Below are 19559 nucleotides of genomic sequence, written 5' to 3' on the forward strand. Positions count from 1 at the left end.
ATACCCGCGCCCACCCACGATTCCGCCTCCGTCACTAGCAACTAGGAACTAGCAACCCGCAACTTTTTTCCTCACCGCGGCTTCAAGACAGCCTTCACAATCTCGCCCGAGTGCATTTTCTCGAACGCGTCGTGCCATTGGGCGATCGGCCAGATGCCGCCGATGATCTTCGTGACGTCCAGTTGCTTGGTGGCCAGCAGACGAATCACCCGTTCCCAGATCGGCCAGTTGTGGCTGTAGCTGCCGCGCAGGGTGACGTTCTTTTGCACCAGCGGATCGAGCGAGTAGCCGAACGGCTGCTTGCCCCAGCCGACCTTGCTGATCCAACCGTTGGGGCGGACGATGTCGATCGCGGTCTTGAGCGTGGCCGAGACACCGGCCGCGTCGACCACGCCATCGACCCCCAGCCCGTCACCTTCGCGGACCCAGGCTTCCAGGTTGTCGGTCAGCGCCGTGCAGCCATACGCCTCGGCCACGGCCAGTCGCGTCTTGTCGCGAGCCAAGCCGGCCACCGCGACTTCGGCGCCCTGCAAGCGCGCCATCGCGGCGCACAAGATGCCGATCGGCCCCGGTCCCAGGACCACCACGCGGTCGCCGGGCTTGATGCTGCCATTGCCGACCACGGCGTTAAAAGCCACGCAACACGGCTCGGTGATGCCGGCCTGCTCGAACGGCAAACTGTCGGGCAGGTGATGCAAACAGCGGGCCGGCACGCGCACGAACTGCGTCATCGCGCCGTCAACGCCATAGCCGAAGCCCTTGCGCGTCGGGTCCAGGTTATAGAGTCCCTGCCGGACCAACGGGCTATTGGGGTCGATCACCGCGGCTGTTTCGCTGACCGCGCGGTCTCCCTCGCGCCAGCCGGTGACGCGCTCGCCAATCTGTGCCACGTTGCCGGCGAACTCGTGGCCGAGGACCACCGGGTAGTTAACTTGCCAACTATGTTCCGAGGTCCACTGGTGCAGATCGCTGCCACAGACGCCGACCGCGGCCACTTCCAGCAGCACGTCGTCGGGGCCGATCTTGGGCAGCGACACTTCGCGCAGTTCGACCGAATGTTTTTCCGGGCCGTAGTTCACCACGGCCGCTTGAGTGGTGCTCATCGCTTTCCTCCTACCAAGATGTCGCCATACCCGTGGACTTTGTCGCAGATCATGCGGAGCGAACCTTCAAGATCGCCCGCGGCCGTCTTGAACGCGTCGGCGTCAATGGTCAACGGCGCGCCCAGCACGACCAGCGGCGCGCCGTACTCGGGCGTACGGACCGCTTGCTCGAGGGTCAGACCACCGACCGCTTGGACCGGAATGCTGACGGCCGCCACGACTTCGCGCAACTGATCCAACGGGCTGGGCATTCGCTGACCGCGGGCGGCGATGCCGCGACGCTCGTCATAGCCGATGTGATGAATCACGAAGTCGCAGCCTAGGTCTTCCAGGAACTTGGCGCCGGCGATCATGTCGTCACAGGCCAGGTTGTCACCCATCACCTTCACGCCATGATCCTTGCCCGCCTTGACGACGCAGCGCAAGGTTTCTTCGTGAGCCCGGGCCATGACCACGACGTGGGTGGCGCCGGCCTTGGCCATCATCTCGGCCTCCAAGTAGCCGCCGTCCATCGTCTTCAGGTCGGCCACGATTGGCACGCCGGGAAAGCGTTCGCGCAACGCGCGGACGCCGTTCATCCCTTCGGCAATGATCAGGGGCGTGCCGGCCTCGAGCCAGTCAACGCCAGCGCGGCGGGCCAAGGCGGCCGTCTCGAGCGCCTCGGGAATGTTGGTCACATCGAGCGAAATCTGAACAATGGTTTTCATGGACGGTTTCTTTTGACGTGTCGAGTCAATCAATGACAAACACCCCTCCCTTTCAGGGAGGGGCAGGGGGAGGGTAAAGACGTGGCTGGCCAGAAACGAATGCGTTCAAAGGCAATGCCTCTGAACGCGATGCTTGCTGACCTGCGGCGCGTTTACCCTCACCCGCTTCGCTGCGCTCGCGACCTCTCCCTTCAAGGGAGAGGTGTGGCGGTTGCTAATGCAACCTTGCTGGCAGGCGAGCACTCACGATAGGGCGAGCGAGGCGGTGATGCAACTGACTGTAACGTGAGCGGCTTTCTTGGGGCAGTTGCCGAGTATCTGCCGCAAAAAGAAAACACCCTCCTGCTAATACAGGTTTCGCATTTTAGACGGCGGCTCTACGATTGATGCTCGCCCGGTGTCCGCCGTTTGGCGCATCGACACGATGGGCGATGGCTCGCCTTGAATCACCCTGGACGCACTCCGCAGAGGCCGGTTTTGGATTCGCACAACCCTTATCAACCGCCAACGACCACGGACCAGCCTGCCGGCTGGCGCGGCGCCGCGCGCACGTCGCTGGCGCTGTTGCTGTCGATCAATCTGTTGAATTACGTCGACCGGTACGTGCTGTCGGCGGTCGTTCCCAAGATTCAAGAAGAGTTCTTTCCCGGGCGAAAGGACGCCGACTTTTGGACCGGGCTGTTGGCGTTCGCGTTCTTGATCACGTACATGCTCACTTCGCCGGTGTTTGGCTGGCTGGCCGATCGTGGCTCGCGTTGGCTGATCGTGGGGATCGGGGTCATCGTCTGGAGCCTGGCTTCGGGGGCGGCGGGTTTGGCCACGACATTCGGCGCGATGATGCTGGCGCGCGTGTTTGTCGGCATTGGCGAAGCGTCGTACGGCCCCGTGGCACCGACGATCATTGCCGATCTCTATCCTGTCGAGCGCCGCGGTCGCGTGATGGCCTGGTTCTACATGGCGATCCCGGTCGGCAGCGCGCTGGGCTATGGATTGGGCGGCTTCGTGGCCAAGCACTGGAATTGGCAGACGGCTTTCTTTGTCTCGGCGCCGCCGGGAATCATGTTGGGGCTATTGGCGTGGCTGATGCGCGATCCCCAGCGCGGCGCCAGCGACGTGGCCCAGCATGGCCAGGCCGCGACGGCGCATCGCGGCTCGCGGCTGGCCGACTATCGCCTGTTCTGGCAGACTCCTTCGTACGTGTGGGGGACGGCCGGCATGACAGCCATGACGTTCGCCCTGGGAGGCGTGGCATTCTGGATGCCCAAGTTCATTGAACAGCAGGGGGTCGATCCGGCCCACGCCAGCATCACGTTCGGCGCGATCACCGCCGTGGCGGGGCTGTCGGCGACGCTGCTGGGCGGGCTGGCCGGCGACTGGCTGCGAGCGCGCTATGGCGGGTCATACTTCCTGGTCTCGGGCATCGGCATGCTGCTTGGCTTTCCGTTCTTTCTGCTGGTGCTGTTCACCGAGTTTCCGGGGGCCTGGGCCTGGATCTTTCTGGCCGAGTTCTGTTTGTTCTTCAACACCGGGCCGACGAACACCATCCTCTGCAACGTCATTCATCCGTCGCTGCGAGCCAGCGCCTTTGCCTTGAACATCCTGATCATTCACCTGCTGGGGGACGCCATCTCGCCGCCGCTGATCGGGCTGTTGAATGACGAATTCGACGGCAACATGAAGGTCGGTTTCAGCGCCGTATCGGTCGCCATTCTGATCAGCGGCGTCTGCTGGCTCTGCGGCACACGACACTTGGCACAAGACACCGCACGCGCCCCGACGCGCTTGGCTGAGTGACGCACAGCAGGAGAGGGAATACCAACCACGACGGCACAACGACACGACGGGGAAGTTGAAAAGTTGCCGAAGCGCGCTTGGCAAACACCCCTCCCTCTCAGGGAGGGGCAGGGGGGAGGGTAAAGGCGTTGAGTGCCAAAGAGGAATGAGCTCAGTAGCAAGTCCTCTGAGCGCAATGTCCGTTGGCCTGTGACGCGTTTACCCTCACCCGCTCACTGCGCTCACGACCTCTCCCTGAAAGGGAGAGGCGTAAACTTATTGGCCGAGCCCCTACGGCTTGCTGACTACCGCCAGTTCGACGGTTTCGCCGGGTTGGCCCATCGCTCGAATCTCTTCCGTGATTTTCATCGAGCAATACTTCGGGCCGCACATGCTGCAGAAGTGCGCGCTCTTGAAAGTGTCTTGCGGCAGGGTCTCGTCGTGCATCCGCTGGGCCGTCTCGGGATCGATCGACAGCCGGAATTGCTCCTTCCAATCAAAGGCGAACCGTGCGCGGCTCAGCGCGTCGTCACGATCGCGCGCGCCGGGCCGGTGCCGGGCCAGGTCGGCCGCGTGGGCCGCGATCTTGTAGGCGATCACCCCTTGCTTGACGTCTTCCTTGTCGGGTAGTCCCAAGTGCTCCTTCGGCGTCACGTAACAGAGCATGGCCGCGCCGCTCCAGCCGGCCAGAGCCGCGCCGATGGCGCTGGTGATGTGGTCGTAGCCTGGAGCGATGTCGGTCACTAGCGGCCCTAGCACGTAGAATGGGGCTTCGTGGCACCATTCGATTTGCTTCTTGATGTTCATGTCGATCTGGTCCATCGGGATGTGCCCAGGCCCTTCGACCATCACCTGGCAGCCGCGCTCCCAGCCGCGCTTGGTCAACTCGCCCAGCACCTTGAGCTCGGCGAACTGAGCTTCGTCGCTGGCGTCGGCAATGCTGCCGGGGCGCAGACCGTCGCCAAGGCTCCAGGTGACGTCGTACTGGCGCATGATGTCGCACAGATCGTCAAAATGCTCGTACAGCGGGTTCTGCTTGCGGTGGGTCATCATCCACTTGGCGATCAGCGACCCGCCGCGGCTGACAATGCCAGTCACACGCTTGGTCGTCAGGTGCAAATGCTCGTACAGCACGCCAGCGTGGACCGTCATGTAGTCGACGCCTTGCTTGGCCTGGTGCTCGACCATGTCGAGAAAATGCTGTGGCGTCATCTCGTCGATGTCGCCGCCGAGCTCTTCGAGCATCTGGTAGATCGGCACCGTGCCGATCGGCACGGGGGAGGCGTCGATGATCGCCTGGCGAATGTTGTCGATGTCGCGGCCGGTCGACAGGTCCATGACCGTGTCGGTGCCGAAATGGACCGAGACGTGCAGCTTTTCCAGCTCGGTGTTGACGTCGCTGGTGACCGCCGAGTTGCCGATGTTGGCGTTGATCTTGGTTTTGGCGGCGATGCCAATGCCCATCGGTTCGAGCCGCTTTTGTAGGTGGACGACATTGGCCGGGATGACCAGGCGGCCGCGAGCGACTTCGTCGCGAATCGTCTCGGGGCTCAGTGACTCGCGCTGGGCCACGAACTCCATTTCCTTGGTGACGACGCCCGCGCGGGCTTGTTCAATCTGTGTCATCGCTGCGTACTCCCTCAAAGGCCGCCGAGCGGCACGTGCAGAATCTCGTAAATCGGGATTAGTTCGAGCCCCGCTGCCAATCGTATCGGTGGGGATCGGCCCTTGCAATGATCCAGAGTGAAGCGCCGATATTGAAACAAGCCCTAATGACCAAGCCTCAATGTCCAATGACCAAGTTCGATGGGTGCGTCTTTCGTCTTACTTGGTCATTGGGATTTGGACATTGGTCATTCGCCTCCGTGCAACCCTCCGTGTCTCGGTGTCTCCGTGGCGAGTCCTATCCGCGTTCCGCGAAGTTCTTGAGGATCTTCAGACCCTCCGCCTGGCTCTTCTCGGGATGGAATTGCGTGGCGTAAAGGCGATCGCGCCAGATCATCGACGTGAATGGCGGGCCGTACTCGGTCTGGGTCGCGATCACCTCGGCGTCGCGCGGCACGACGTAGTACGAGTGGACAAAGTACATATGCGCGCCGTCGGCGATGTCGGCCAACAGCGGCGGGCGGCGGACGATCTGCAACTGGTTCCAGCCCATGTGGGGCACTTTGTAGTCGTGCGGCAGTTGGAACTTGACGACTTCGCCCGGCAGGATGCCCAGTCCTTGGTGCGCGCCATCTTCGTAGCCGACATCGAACAGCAGTTGCAGCCCCAGGCAGATGCCCAGCGTCGGCCGGCCGGCCCGGATGTAGTCACGCACTGGCTCGACGAGGCCGCGCGAGCGGAGCTCAATCATCGCGTCGCCAAAGGCGCCGACGCCGGGCAGAACGAGCTTGTCGGCCGCGGCCACGACGTTTGGATCGCTGCTGATCCGCGCTTCGTGCCCGACGCGTTCAAATCCCTTTTGAACGCTCCGCAGATTCCCCATGCCGTAGTCGACGATCGTGATCATGCTGCTAGTTCAATTTTGCCACGGAGGCACTGAGACACGGAGGGTTGCACGGAGGAAGTTGGAGTGACGAAGTTAATGACCAAGTCCCAATGTCCAATTATCAGATACACATCACGCTCGATCGGTTTTTGCAATTACTTGGTCATTGGGATTTGAACATTGGTCATTCGCATTTACTCCGTGCCAATCTCCGTGCCTCAGTGCCTCCGTGGCAAATCAAATCTCAACCGGGCATCCGCCCTTCGGCCAGTTCCTTGTCCCACTGGTCGAGCAGGGGCCAGTCGATGGCGCAGGTGCCGAAGTCGGCCAGGTGCAGATAGTTGTCCACCCGCGCGATCGTCGCATCGAGCAGCTTGTCATCCTTGCGGAAGATTGGGCCGTGGCTTGGCAACAGCCATTCGACGTTCGACGCCCGGATGCGGCGCAGCGACTTGACGAAGTCGACCAGATTGCTGCCGTGGTGCGCGTCGATCGCGCCGACGCAGCCATCCCGGTAAATGTTGTCGCCGCTCAACAACAAATTCCCCAAGCGGAACGAAAGCTGGCTGTCGGTGTGGCCCGGCGTGTGCCAGACTTCGAGCTTGAGCTTGCCAATCGAGATGACGTCCCCTTCGTCGATCAGGCTGTCAAGCTTGACCGGCGGCATGGCCAGGTGAATGTTCTGGGCTTCGACCTCGGCGAACGTGCGCAGCTTGTCCCCGGTGGCCAGCGGCTCGGCGGCCAACTTGTGCCCCAGGATCGGCGCGCGGACCATCTGCTTCAGCTTGGCCAGCCCTTGAATGTGGTCGACGTCGGCATGGGTGGCGACGATCGCCTTGCAGTTGGCCAACGGGAAGTCGAGCTGGCGGATCAGGTCGACGATCTCTTCGACGGTTTCGTCAAAGCCGATGTCGATGATCGCCCATTCGTGGGCGTCGTAGACCACATAGACGTTGCAGCCGAGCCGTTCGCCGGCCTGGTAGTTGATTTCGATGACGTTCGGAAAGACTGGCTTCCGCGTTAACATGCCGGGTGGTCCTGGGCCGAGAATCGAGACGTAAAGAGCCGCCCGCGATCGCGACGGCGGAACGAAGCATCATATTCCGGCCGGGAACAAAAATGAACCCATCAACTGCCCGGGGTTACGATCCGCAAAGGCAAGGCAATCAGGAGGCGAAATCGACCACGACGGCACGACGATCACGACGCCGGAGAGAAAACCATATTGTCTTCCTTGCCTTACGTCGTGTCGTCGTGGTCGGTTTCTTCCCCTTCTAGGATAAGGCAGAGAGGTTTAAGGTTCGGGCCGCGTGCTGCCGGGTGGAAAGATCGCGGCCAGGCCTTCTCGGTAGCTGGGATAGCGGAGCGTGACGCCTAGTTCGGTGAGCAGCTTCGCGTTCGAGACCTGCTTGTCGCCGCTGCGGCGGGTGGCGTCGTTCTGGGCGGCGCTGGGGTCGAATGTCGGTGGTGGCGTGCCGAGGATGTTGGCCAGGTAGCTGTAGAACTCGCGACGCACGACGGGCTGGCCATCGGCCACGTTGTACAGGCTGGGCAGCGGCACCCGCTCGGCCGCGGCAACGACCACCGTGGCAGCATCGTCGACGTGGATCAGATTCTGTCGATCATCAGGCGCGGCCGGGATCGGCTCGCCGCGCATCAAGAGCTTTGAGACCGGCATCCGCCCGGGGCCATAGATGCCCGCCAGGCGCAAGATGATCGCCCGATCGCGCCAGCGACTGGCGCGCAACAACTCCTCGGCCTCGAACGACGCCACCGCCCCAGGCCGGCGCGGCTGGCAGGGCGTGCGCTCGTCGACGACCGCCTCGACCGTGTCGCCATAGACACCCGTCGAGCTGATGTAGATCACACGCTCGACCGAATCAGGGAGCGCGGTCAGCACGTTGCGCAAGCCTTCGACATAGACTTCACGAATGTCGTGAACCGATTGGCGATCATGCCCCACGGCGAACAACACGGTGCGAACCGGCGGCAAGTCGCGCCAATCGTCCGGGCGTAGGACGTCGGCCACGATCGGGTGAAAACCAGCCGCGCGCAGTTCGTCGGCGGCGTTCGCACGCCGCGTGACGGTGTAGACGTCCTGGCCAGCGCTCAGCCAACGCTCGGCAACACGACGCCCCAAGTAACCACAGCCGACAACTAGGAACATAGCGATTCAGTAAATTCCGCAAATTCCGCCACGGCGGCACTGAGACACGGAGGGTTGCACGGAGGAGGAAGGAATCTTAGAAGCAAAGCCTCAATGACCAAATCCCAATGACCAATAAGAATACGGTCGGCTCCTTCGCATTATTGGTCATTGGTGCTTGGACATTGGTCATTCATATTTTACTCCGTGCCCACCTCCGTGGCTCAGTGCCTCCGTGGCAAGTCTTATCTATCTCGGTCATCCAACGGCTGTGGCTTGTCGGCGCCTTTGGCGCGGGATTCCAGGAACGCGCTGAGCATGATCTGGGCGGCCAGCATGTCGCGGCGCTGTTTGCGCTGCTTGGACGTTAGCTTCGCGGTGCCGAGCCATTGCTCGGCCTCGACCGACGTGAACCGCTCGTCGTAGTAGACCACCGGTAGCGAGGTTGCCTGGGCCAGTGACTCGCCGAACTTGCGGGCCGCGATCGACAAGTTGCTTTCGTTGCCGTCGCCATGCACCGGCAGCCCCACGACCCAGGCGACCAAGCGTTCTTGTTCGGCCATCTGCTGGAAATACTTCAGGTCGCTGGCCGGGTCGCGCCGCGTGTAATTGTCCAGCGGGCTGGCCAGCGTTTGCCGCCGATCGGTCACCGCCACGCCAATGCGCACGGTGCCGAAATCGATCCCGGCCAGTCGGCCTTCAGTCGGTAGCGGAGTTAGTGGCGCAGGCGAGCTCATCGCGATAGTATAACCAACCGCCTAACGCAGTTCTCGCGAGTATGTATCGTTGCTCAACCAAGCCGGCGGCTCTGCCGCCAAGAGCGGTGGCAAAGCCACCGGCTTGGTTGAGACGCCAACGCTACATTGAATCGAGACGTGCTCTAGCGCAAGTACGTCGCCTGGTCAAAGCGTCGGCCGGGAACGAGTTTCTTCTTCAACTCCTCGGCATCCATCGCGAACAGCGGGCTGATTTCTACCGGCGTCGCTTCGGCTACTTGCGCGCCGGCCGTGGTCAACCATTCCCGGGCTTGGGCCAGCATCTGCTTTTGCACTAGCTCGGGGGAATCGACCTTTGAGCCTGGCGCGTTCTTGACCGGCGCGAAAGCCCGGCCCGGTTCCACCTCGACGACGATCGCGCGCTCGGCGGCCGGCAACAGGTCGAAGATGAATCGCTCGAACTTGATCGCGTTGGGCTGCGCCGGTTCGACCAGCTTGCCGGTCTCGTCGACGTACGGGACCGCTTTGTGGGCGCGGTGAAACGGCAGCCGGTGCTCGTCGTTTTTGACTCGTTCCAGGAACGCCACGTCGATCACGTGAATCGCGGTATTTCCCGCCCAGAGGGCCAAGCCCCCTTGCGCGTTGCGCCGCTCGCCGGCCGAGGCGGGCAGATCGCTGTATTCGATGATCCGCATCCGCCCATCGACGGTGACGACGTTCCCCACCTTCTCGGCGGGCAACTGCTTGGCCACTACTTGCGTCGAAAGCTCGGACAGCGATAGCAAATGGTAGCCGATGAATTCAGGGTCACAGACTTGCGCCAACGGATTGTCGACCTGGAAGTAAAACAGGTCTTCAATGCCGCGGAGGCGAATGTCGCGTAGGCCACCCGATCGATCCAGCGCGGCCAACATGCCGCCGTGACCATCGGGGCTGGCGAACAATCGGCCCGGCTCGGCCAGCAGCACCCGCCCCGTCACGGCATCAACGGCCGGCATCGTTCCCTGGCAGAACAGGTGGACATCGTCGGCCCGCAGGCCGAAGTTATGCTTGCTGGCCAGGTACGCGGCGGTTTCGTCGTGCGTCGCGGGGCTGGTCATCAGATAGAGCGGAATCCGCACGTTGTAACGGCGCGACATCGCCTGCAGCTTCTCGAACAGAATCTGAAACAGCGAAGCCTGCGACACCGGGCCAATGGCGTACATCCCCTTGGGATGATCGAAGCCCAGCCGGGTGCCTTGCCCACCGGCCACGAGCACCGCGCCCAGCTTGCCGTCGGCCAGCGCCTCGGCCCCTTTCTCGCGCGCTTCGGCGGCGGTGAAGCGATTGCCTCGCCCGTCGAGTCGGATCGCCGCGGGCGGCTCGGCCCGGCTGGCTAGCGCGCCCCAATCGTCCAGGACTTCGGCGCCGTGAAATAGCCGGCCGAGTTGCTCGAAGTCGATCGCTTCCAACTGCGTGACAAGTTGCGCTCGCGTCGCCTCATCGAACTGGCTCCAAAAGCGCAGGGCGTGATCCTGGCCCACCGAGCGCAACTTGGCTAGCAATTCCTGGCGTTGATCTTCGAGCGGCATTGCCGTTTGCTTTCTTGCTAAAGAGTTGAGTCGCGGAAAAGTCCCCAACCGGCGCGGCCAGTGGTTGGCCGGCGCGCCGTAGGCAGGGCGTGCGACGCCTAGGGCAATTCTCAGGAGCATGTCTCGTTTGCTCACCCAAGCCGGCGGCTCTGCCGACGATCTCGGTGGCAAAGCCACCGGCTTGGTGGATACGCACGCGACATGAACTCGAGAAACGCCCTTAGGTTATCGGTTCGGCTCGGGGGAATCGTCAACGGGCAATTTGCGTGGCGGTTGTCGATGGGCCGGCGGCGATGTCGCCCGAGAGGGGAATGCGCAAGCCGTCGTAGGCCAATTCAACGTGGGCTGGCAAACGAGCGTTCGTGGCGGCGTGCTCCAACTCGTGCGAGATATGGGTGAAGTACGCGCGCCCCGGCTTGACGCGATTCACCACTTCCAACGCCTCGTCCAGGCTGAAATGCGTGGCGTGCGGCCGCGTGCGCAAAGCGTCGAGCACTAGCACGTCGAGTCCTTCGAGCAGCGGCCAGCTTTCGGCCGGAATGCCGTTCGTGTCGGTGCAATAGGCGACGCGGCCGAAACGAAATCCCAATACGTCGAAGCTGCCGTGCTGCAATCGAATCGGCGTGACCCGCGCTCCGAGCACGTCGAACGGTTCGAGTCCGATCGAGCGGAACTCGACCTGCGGCGTGGCGCCGGCGTGGGTCGCGCGCGGGTTCGGGTCAAAGGCATAGTCGAACACCCGGCGGATGCGCTTCTCGACCGCCGGTTCGCAGTACAACGGAACCGAGTGTCCCAGGTAAAACGGAAACAATCGCAGATCGTCGAGCCCGTACAGATGGTCGGCATGCTCGTGGGTGAACAGCGTGGCATGGACGACGTCGACCCGCTCGCGGAGCAACTGGAAACGCAAGTCGGGGGGCGTGTCGATCAGCAGGTTCCCCTCGGGCAGGCCGACGATCACGCCGCAGCGGGTCCGGTTGTTACGCGGGTCGTCGCTGTGGCAGACTGGGCAAGGGCAGCCAATGATCGGCACCCCCACCGAGGTTCCGGTCCCCAGCAGCACCATCTGGCCGGCCAGGTGCGGGGAGGCTCGACGCTCTGCGTACAATTGGGTCATAGCTGGCCAAGTTTCCACAATGGCCGCCGGCTTGCAAGCGAACTGAGTCGCGAACGGCCTGTGCGCAAGCACCTTCCCCGGCATTGCTTGTCGCACTCGTTTGCCATGTTTTGACGGCGTTCAGGGCGTGCTAGCCGGGGCTGACTGCCATTGACCCAAAGGGGGTGCTGGCTATAGACTTTTTCCGACAATTTATTGCGCCTGCGCAAACTCTCACGGCAACGTAATTTGCGTCATCTCTGACCGGTCTGGTCGGCAGGCTGACACTCTCTAATCGGTGGCTCGCTGCGAATGGAATTTCTCGAACGGCTTTGGGAACTAATCGGCTGGTTTTTTGGCGGTCTGGGCCGCGCGGTCGAACGGAGCTTGACCGGGCTGTTCGGTTCGTCGAACGCGCGGTTCATCAAGCGGCTGCACCATAAGGTCGAAGCCATCAACGCTTTGGAGCCCAAATATCAGGCCCTGAGCGAGGACGAGTTGCGGCAGCAGACGGCCGAGTTCAAGCGCCGCCTGGCGTCGGGCGAAACCTTGGACGACATCCTGGTCGAGGCGTTTGCCGTTTGCCGCGAAGGTGGACGGCGCTGGTTGAAGATGCGCCATTACGACACCCAGATGATCGGCGGCATGGTGCTGCACAGCGGCGCGATCGCCGAAATGGTCACCGGCGAAGGCAAAACCCTGGTGGCGACCCTGCCGGCTTACTTGAACGCCTTGGAAGGGCGCGGCGTTCACGTGATTACGGTCAACGACTATCTGGCCCGCCGCGACATGGAATGGATGGGGCCGCTGTACATGGGGCTGGGGCTGACGGTCGGCGCGATCTTTTCGAATCAAGAGCCCGAAGCCAAGCAGCAGGCGTACGAGTGCGACATCACGTACGGCACGAACAATGAGTTCGGTTTCGACTATTTGCGCGACAACATGCGCCCGGCCGCCCGCGGCGACAATCGCTATCCGCGGCACATGCAACAGACGCAGAACCGGTTGAACTTCGCGATCATCGACGAAGTCGACAACATTCTGATCGACGAAGCCCGCACGCCATTGATCATCAGCGGCCCGGCTCACGACGACACTCGCCGTTACGCCAAGGCCGACGAGATCGCCCGCAAGCTGCGCAAGGACACGCACTTCGAGGTCAAAGAGAAAGAACACTCCGTTCTGTTGACCGACGACGGGGTGCGCGAGGCGGAGCACCTGGCGGGCGTGGAGAGCTTTTACACGGCCGGCAACATGGACTGGCCGCACCTGATTGACAACGCCCTGAAGGCTCACTGGATTTACAAGCTGGACGTCAACTACGTCGTCGAGCGCAATCCGCAATCGGGCGAACAGGAAGTGGTGATCGTCGACGAGTTCACCGGCCGCAAGATGCACGGCCGCCAGTGGAGCGACGGGCTGCACCAGGCCGTCGAAGCCAAGGAAAACGTCCCGGTTAAGCCCGAGACGCAGACCTACGCCACGATCACGCTGCAGAACTACTTCAAGCTCTACAAGAAGCTGTGCGGCATGACCGGTACGGCCATGACCGAGGCCAATGAGTTCTGGAAGATTTACCACCTGGACGTGGTGGCGATTCCCACGAACCGCACGATGCAGCGGATCAACTCGCCGGACGTGATCTACTGCACCGAAAAAGAGAAGTTCGAGGCGATTCTCGACGAGATCGAACGGGTCAATCGCTTTGACGTGGTTACGACGACCGACGGGACGGTCTACACCGGCACCATCGACAAGGAAAGCGACAAGAGCCTGACGCTGACGCTGAAGGACAGCCGCAAGCCCCAGGAAATCGAGCAGTCAAAGATCAAGAAGCTCGAACGTCGCGGGCGGCCGATGCTAGTCGGCACCGTGTCGATTGAGAAGAGTGAACGCCTGAGCGGCGCGCTCGACCGGCGCGGCATCAAGCACCAGGTTCTGAACGCCAAGCAGCACGCTCGCGAAGCCGAGATCGTCGCCCAAGCCGGCCGCCTGGGCGCGGTGACCATCGCCACCAACATGGCTGGCCGCGGCACCGACATCATCCTGGGTGGCAATCCCGAGACGATGGCCTGGGCCCAGTTGCAAAGCAAATACCCTTCGCGCCTGGATGTGCCGCAAGAGGAATGGGCCAAGCTGGTCGACGAAATCGAACAGCGCGAAGGGATGAAGGCCCAGGGCAAAGTCGTCAAGGAGCTCGGCGGTTTGCACATTGTCGGCACCGAGCGCCACGAAGCGCGGCGGATCGACTTGCAGTTGCGCGGCCGTTGTGGTCGTCAGGGGGATCCGGGCAGCAGCCGGTTCTTCCTGTCGCTGGAAGACGACTTGATGCGAATCTTTGCCGGCGAATGGGTCAAGCGCGTGCTCCACTCGCTGGGCATGCAAGAAGGCGAAGCGATCGAAAGCTCGATGGTCTCGCGCCGCATCGAAGCCGCGCAGAAAAAGGTCGAGGAACGCAACTTCGACGTCCGCAAGAATCTGCTCGAATATGACGAAGTGATGGACGAACAGCGGAAGCGGGTCTATGGCTTCCGCCAGCAAATCCTCGACGGCGCCAACTGCAAGACGCGCATCCTCGAGATGATCGAGCGCGAAATCGAACGGCACCTGACCAACTTCCTTGACAAGAATTACGGTGCCGAGACCTACGCCGGTTTTGCCGGCAAGGTGCTGAACTGTGAACTCGACCCGGCCGACTTCCGCGGCATCGACGCCAACGAAGCCGAGCGCGTGGCCTTGGACGAGGCCGAACGCCAGGCCGAGATGCAGGTTCTGGAAGCCATTGACGAGAATCTGCCCGAAGAGGCCGAGCAGGACGAATGGAACTGGGAAGCGCTGGCCAAGTTGTCGAACACGCGGTGGGGAACCAATTACCGGGACCGCGACTTGAAGCAGATCGGCCGCGACCACTTGGGCGAAGTCCTGATCGCCAAGGCCCGCGAAGCCGTCCGCCAGACCGAACTGAGCGAAGGCTCCCGGGTGCTCGACCCCGAGTACGGCTTGAAGCAGACCGTCAGTTGGGTGCAATACAAGTTCGGCATCGAGGTTCCGCTCGAGTCGTTGCGCGGCAAAGAGCCCGAGACGATCAAGCAGTTGGTTCTGGACAAGTCGGCCGAAGCGTACACCACGCGCGAAGTCGAATATCCGGTGATGGCCGGCTTGGCCCACTTCACGACCCAGGACGCCGCGGGAGTCAAGCACTACGATCGCGAACAGTTGGTCGGCTGGGCCCGTGAGCGCTTTGGCGTCGATTTGGACGTGGAAGACCTGCGCAACAAGCAACGCGATGAAGTCCGCGAGTTGCTCATCGCCACCAGCAGGCAAATGCAGCCGGTGGCCGAGCAGAAGCTCGGCGAGCTGCACCGGCTGGTGGGCCAGGTAATCGAAGCGCGCGGCGGCGACGCTCCGGCCGCCCCCAAGAATCAATACGAAGCGTTGGCGCGCTTCCTGACCGAAACGATTGACGGCGAACATTCGGTCGATGAGCTGTCGAAGCTCGACGACGACCAGCTCCGCTTCCGCCTGGAAGGGACGCTCGAAGACAAGTTTCATCCGGAAATCCGCCGCATGGAACGCCTGCTCGTGTTGCAGTTGCTCGACACCGCCTGGAAAGACCATCTGCTGGCGATGGACCATTTGAAGGCCAGCGTCGGTCTGGTCGGCTATGCCCAGGTCGACCCTAAGGTCGAATACAAGCGCGTCGGCATGCGGACCTTTGAGCAGATGTGGACCTCGGTTGGCGAACGAGTGACTGACTTGATCTTCCGCATGGAGCAGCTTGACGAAGGCTTTGTCGGCTCGACCTGGGTCGACAGCCGGGCCACGCACGAAGAAGCCCCATCGACCACGGCCGGCATCTCGGAAGATCAGCAGCAAGCCATCAGCAACAGCGAAGGCCAGCAGCCGCAACAACGCATCGAACCGATCCGTAACCGGCAGGAAGCCGTGGGTCGCAACGACCCGTGCCCTTGTGGCAGCGGGAAGAAGTACAAGAACTGCCACATGCGCAAGGGTGGCCCGACGAACGCCGACCGGCGCAACGCCTAGTCGGCCCCTGGCGGGCGAACGCTCGCCAGTAAACTGTTTCGGCCCAGGGAAGGGATACCTTTGGCCATGCCGTATCTGTTGAATCTCGCGTTTATCGTCACGCTGGCCCTGGCCTCGCCTTGGCTGTTGTGGCAAGCGATCCGCCGTGGCAAGTATCGCGCCGGCTGGGGCGAGAAGTTCCTGGGACATGTCCCCACGCGCACCGGCGCCGAGCCGTGCCTGTGGCTGCATGCCGTCAGCGTCGGCGAGGTGAACGTCCTGGCCACGCTGATCAAGCAATTGCAGCGCGACCTGCCAGGTGCCGCGATCGTGATCTCGACCACGACGCACACCGGCTATGAGCTGGCGCGGAAGAAATACGCCGGCCACACGGTCTTTTACTGCCCGTTGGATTTCACCTGGGCGGTTCGCGCGGCCATGCGCCGTGTGCGGCCGACGTGCCTGGTGCTGGCCGAGTTGGAGTTGTGGCCCAATCTGATTCGCGCCGCCAAGGCCCACGGCGCTCGGGTGGCGGTGATCAACGGCCGACTGAGCGAGCACAGCTTTCGCGGCTACCGCCGCTGGCGGGCGCTGATCGCGCCGGTGATGCGCGACATCGATTTGATCGCCGCCCAGAACCAAGAGTATGCCGAGCGCTTCCTGGCGCTGGGGGCCAAGTTTGAAGCGGTCTTCGTCTCGGGCAACTTGAAATTCGACGGCGCGCAGACCGACCGCAACAATCCGACCACCCGGCGCTTGGCCACGTTGGCCGGCTTCAGCGGTGCGACCGTGTTCCTGGCCGGCAGCACGCAAGAGCCGGAAGAGTCGCTGGCACTTGAAGCGTTTTGCCAACTAGCCGGGGCGCACCCCAACCTGCGATTGATCCTGGTGCCGCGGCATCCCGATCGGTTTGATGAGGTGGCCCGGCTGCTCGATCAATCGGGCGTTGACTGGGCGCGGCGCAGTAAGCTCGAGAACCATCAGACAACGACCGGGCAGCCGGCCCCGCGCGTGTTGCTGGTCGACACGGTGGGCGAACTGGGAGCCTGGTGGGGGACCGCGACCATTGCCTACGTCGGCGGTAGCATGGGCTCGCGTGAAGGACAGAACATGATCGAGCCCGCCGCCTACGGAGCGGCCGTGGCGTTTGGCCCGCGGACCAAGAACTTTCGCGACGTGGTGGCGGCGCTGATGGACCGCGACGCCGCCGAGGTCGTCCACGACGGCCCCGAGTTGCGAGTGTTCGTCGAGCGTTGTTTGACCGAGCCGGGGTTTGCCAACCAGCTAGGCCAGCGGGCACAATCACTGGTGCGCGAGCAGTTGGGGGCGACGGCGCGCACGGTCGAGTTGCTCGGGCCGCTGGTTCCCATTTCCAAATCGCCACCTGCCCGGGCCGCTTAGCATTTTCGAGATTTACCATGTCCGACCTGTCGATTGTCGTGTTTGAAGACGAGAAGGTGACGCAGCTTTACCCGGCGTCGGTCGGGCGAGCGGCGTGCCTGATTGGTTGCGGCAGCTTTCGGTTGGCCGATCTGCTGGGGACGTTGGGCAAGGTATCGCTGCTGGTCCGGCCCCATCTGGGGGCCACGCTCGAAGCCGACGGTTGGAAGCTCGGCTGGTCGGGCGTGGTTGGACGTGTGCTGATGGTCAACGCGCGCTTGGTGCCCAGCGTCGATTTGCTGGCCGAGTTGCAACGCTGGCTGGCGGCGGGGCAAGCGGGCGTTGTCGCCAACGGCAACCAGGTGATCGCCGCGGTGCTCGACGCCTCGGCCTTGCCCGCGACCCAGAACCTGAGCCCTCACGATCTGCAGCGGCTGCTGCTGGGTTTGCCCAAGCTCGAAGGGGCCACGCCTTGGCCGATGCTCGACTACCCGCACGACATCGTCCGTTACCATCTCTCGTCGCTCAAACGCAATCTGGAATATCGGCTCAAGCACGGCGAGTACGAACAACGCGAGGACGGCTTGTTCGTCGCCCGCGGCGCCAAGCTGGGGCAGTACTCGGTGGTCGACACGTCGAACGGGCCGGTGATCATCGACGAGAACGCCAACGTGGGGCCTTACGTCTTCTTGCGCGGGCCGGTCTACATTGGCCCGAACTCGCGCGTGACGGAACAGGCCGCCATCAAGGACTCGGTGTCGCTCGGCCACACGACCAAGACCGGCGGCGAGGTCGAAGGCTCGATCTTGGAGCCGTACACCAACAAGCAGCATCACGGCTTCTTGGGGCACAGCTACCTGGGTAGCTGGGTCAACCTGGGGGCCGGCACCTGCAACAGCGACCTGAAAAACACCTATGGCCAGGTCAACATGGAGTACTACGGCCAGAAGGTGGCGACCGGCATGCAGTTCATCGGCTGTATCGTCGGCGACTACTCGAAAAGTGCGATCAACACCGGCATTTTCACCGGCAAGACGATCGGCGTGTGCAGCATGCTCTATGGGTTCGTGACCACGAACGTATCGAGCTTTGTGAACTACGCCCGTAGCTTTGGCCAGGTGACCGAATTGCCAGTCGAGGTGATGGTCCAGACGCAGGCCCGGATGTTTTTGCGTCGACACGTGCAGCAGCGGCCGTGCGACACCAAGCTGTTGTATGACATGTACGATCTGACGCATCATGAACGTCAGCTCGCCGGCGAGCCTCTTTCGTTATAGTAGGCGAGCGTTCACCGTCCTGATTACCACGTTACCTGTCCACGATTTGAGTTCGTCATGCGTCTTTCCCAAGCGTACGGTCCCGGCAAGTTCGGCCTGTCGTTCGAGCTGTTCCCCCCCAAGACACCTGCTGGGGAAGAAGAGTTGTTTCGCCATCTGCCCGACCTGCTGGCCTTTGAACCTGCGTATCTGACGTGTACCTACGGGGCAGGGGGCTCGACGCGCGACAAAACATTGGAGATCGTCGAACGGGTGGCGCGCGAATATGGCTGCGCCGTGGCCTCGCATCTGACGTGCGTGGGCGCGACGGTCGAGGACTTGAAGAACTACCTGGCCGAAGCCCAGCGGCGCGGCATCGGAAATATCGTCGCCCTGCGCGGCGATCCGCCCAAGGGACAAGATTCGTTCAAGCCGGTGCCAGGGGGCCTCAGTTGGGCCAACGAGTTGGTGGCGCTGGTGCGGCAGGCGTTTCCACGGTTCGGCATCGCCGTGGCCGGCTATCCCGAAAAGCACCTCGAGGCGGCCAGCTTGGAAGTCGACCTGCAAAACCTGAAACGCAAGGTCGACGCCGGCGCCGACGCGGTGATCACCCAGTTGTTCTACGACAACGAGGACTTTTTCCGGTTCCGCGATCAGGCCGAGGCGCTGGGGATCACGGTTCCCATCGTGCCGGGTATCTTGCCGGTGACCAGCCTTGCCCAGATTCGCCGGATAACGTCTCTGTGTGGTGCTCGTTTGCCGGACTCGTTGGCCGATGCGCTGACAAGTTGTGGCGACGATGCTGAGGCCCAGTTTGAAGTGGGCATCGACTACGCGATTCAACAGACCCAGGAACTGGTCGATTCCCAGGTTCCAGGGCTGCATTTTTATGTGTTGAACAAGTCGCCGGCCACCTGTCGCGTGCTGACCGCTGTGGCCCGTCCGGCATAGACTTTGCGAGCTTGATCCCTGCCAGTTCACTTGGCGCGTCGGTTGCCACGAGCTTCCTGTCCCGTTCGGAGGGGGCGAGGCAACCCGGGACGGGGATTTCACCTAAGCTCATGCGCCATTTGGGCGAAAGTGTCAACTTTGCCTCTGGACTGGTACGATAGAATTGAATGCAGAGAAAGCTCAGCAGTCGAATGCCCAATATTGGGATTGACACCTGAGCCGGTTTTAACGACCCTCTGCACTCAGCATCGCGCGATCTATTGACGATCGCCGCGGCCCTGCGCGGCAACCAGACCGACAGCACGGTATTCGAGCAGCCCTCCACCAGCCGTGGGCGTCGCAG

14 protein-coding genes are annotated in these 19559 nt (G+C 62.5%); 5 read left to right on the forward strand and 9 right to left on the reverse strand.

Translation table 11 applies throughout. The annotated features are described in order from the left end of the window. Nucleotides 1-71 precede the first annotated feature (71 nt). Nucleotides 72-1103 carry a zinc-binding dehydrogenase gene (locus JSS27_14970; GenBank protein MBS0210245.1) on the reverse strand — a complete coding sequence of 344 codons (1032 nt, stop codon included), beginning with the start codon at nt 1101-1103 and terminating at the stop codon, nt 72-74. Next, nucleotides 1100-1810, reverse strand: a complete 711-nt coding sequence (locus tag JSS27_14975) for an orotidine 5'-phosphate decarboxylase (GenBank protein MBS0210246.1) — start codon at nt 1808-1810, stop codon at nt 1100-1102. The genes JSS27_14970 and JSS27_14975 overlap by 4 nt, the downstream gene beginning before the upstream one ends. Nucleotides 1811-2287: 477 nt before the next feature. Between JSS27_14975 and JSS27_14980 the strand changes: the two genes are divergently transcribed. Continuing rightward, nucleotides 2288-3604: an MFS transporter gene (locus tag JSS27_14980; GenBank protein ID MBS0210247.1), complete on the forward strand. Its 1317-nt coding sequence runs from the start codon at nt 2288-2290 to the stop codon at nt 3602-3604. A gap of 270 nt (nt 3605-3874) precedes the next feature. Here JSS27_14980 and thiC read toward each other — a convergent pair whose 3' ends face one another. The 7 genes from thiC to JSS27_15015 all read right to left on the reverse strand — a co-directional run bounded on the left by thiC (nt 3875) and on the right by JSS27_15015 (nt 11573). After that, on the reverse strand, nt 3875-5209 hold the full coding sequence (gene thiC / locus JSS27_14985; protein ID MBS0210248.1) for a phosphomethylpyrimidine synthase ThiC: 1335 nt from the start codon (nt 5207-5209) through the stop codon (nt 3875-3877). A gap of 277 nt (nt 5210-5486) precedes the next feature. Beyond that, nucleotides 5487-6095: an imidazole glycerol phosphate synthase subunit HisH gene (gene hisH, locus JSS27_14990; protein ID MBS0210249.1), complete on the reverse strand. Its 609-nt coding sequence runs from the start codon at nt 6093-6095 to the stop codon at nt 5487-5489. Between the two features lie 223 nt (nt 6096-6318). Further along, on the reverse strand, nt 6319-7101 hold the full coding sequence (locus JSS27_14995; GenBank protein MBS0210250.1) for an MBL fold metallo-hydrolase: 783 nt from the start codon (nt 7099-7101) through the stop codon (nt 6319-6321). A 267-nt stretch (nt 7102-7368) separates the two neighbouring features. Further along, nucleotides 7369-8241, reverse strand: coding sequence for an SDR family oxidoreductase (locus JSS27_15000; protein ID MBS0210251.1), 873 nt, complete (start codon nt 8239-8241; stop codon nt 7369-7371). 224 nt (nt 8242-8465) lie between these two features. After that, nucleotides 8466-8957: a Holliday junction resolvase RuvX gene (gene ruvX, locus JSS27_15005; protein ID MBS0210252.1), complete on the reverse strand. Its 492-nt coding sequence runs from the start codon at nt 8955-8957 to the stop codon at nt 8466-8468. Between the two features lie 143 nt (nt 8958-9100). After that, nucleotides 9101-10507, reverse strand: a complete 1407-nt coding sequence (locus tag JSS27_15010) for a UDPGP type 1 family protein (GenBank protein ID MBS0210253.1) — start codon at nt 10505-10507, stop codon at nt 9101-9103. Between the two features lie 250 nt (nt 10508-10757). After that, nucleotides 10758-11573 (reverse strand): MBL fold metallo-hydrolase, encoded by an 816-nt coding sequence (locus tag JSS27_15015; GenBank protein MBS0210254.1) that lies wholly within the window; start codon nt 11571-11573, stop codon nt 10758-10760. Between the two features lie 342 nt (nt 11574-11915). Here JSS27_15015 and JSS27_15020 point away from each other — a divergent pair, with 342 nt between their 5' ends. From JSS27_15020 to metF, 4 genes are all read left to right on the forward strand, one after another. Further along, nucleotides 11916-15650, forward strand: coding sequence for an SEC-C domain-containing protein (locus JSS27_15020; protein MBS0210255.1), 3735 nt, complete (start codon nt 11916-11918; stop codon nt 15648-15650). A gap of 66 nt (nt 15651-15716) precedes the next feature. Further along, the gene (locus JSS27_15025) at nt 15717-17030 is read left to right on the forward strand and encodes a 3-deoxy-D-manno-octulosonic acid transferase (GenBank protein MBS0210256.1); all 1314 of its coding nucleotides are present in this window, start codon (nt 15717-15719) and stop codon (nt 17028-17030) included. Nucleotides 17031-17056: 26 nt separating this feature from the next. Further along, nucleotides 17057-18286 (forward strand): glucose-1-phosphate thymidylyltransferase, encoded by a 1230-nt coding sequence (locus tag JSS27_15030; GenBank protein ID MBS0210257.1) that lies wholly within the window; start codon nt 17057-17059, stop codon nt 18284-18286. Between the two features lie 57 nt (nt 18287-18343). Next, complete coding sequence (metF, locus tag JSS27_15035; protein ID MBS0210258.1) at nt 18344-19216, forward strand: methylenetetrahydrofolate reductase [NAD(P)H]; 873 nt, start codon at nt 18344-18346, stop codon at nt 19214-19216. Nucleotides 19217-19559: the final 343 nt, after the last annotated feature.

Source organism: Planctomycetota bacterium, assembly GCA_018242585.1.
Taxonomy (GTDB): domain Bacteria; phylum Planctomycetota; class Planctomycetia; order Pirellulales; family PNKZ01; genus JAFEBQ01.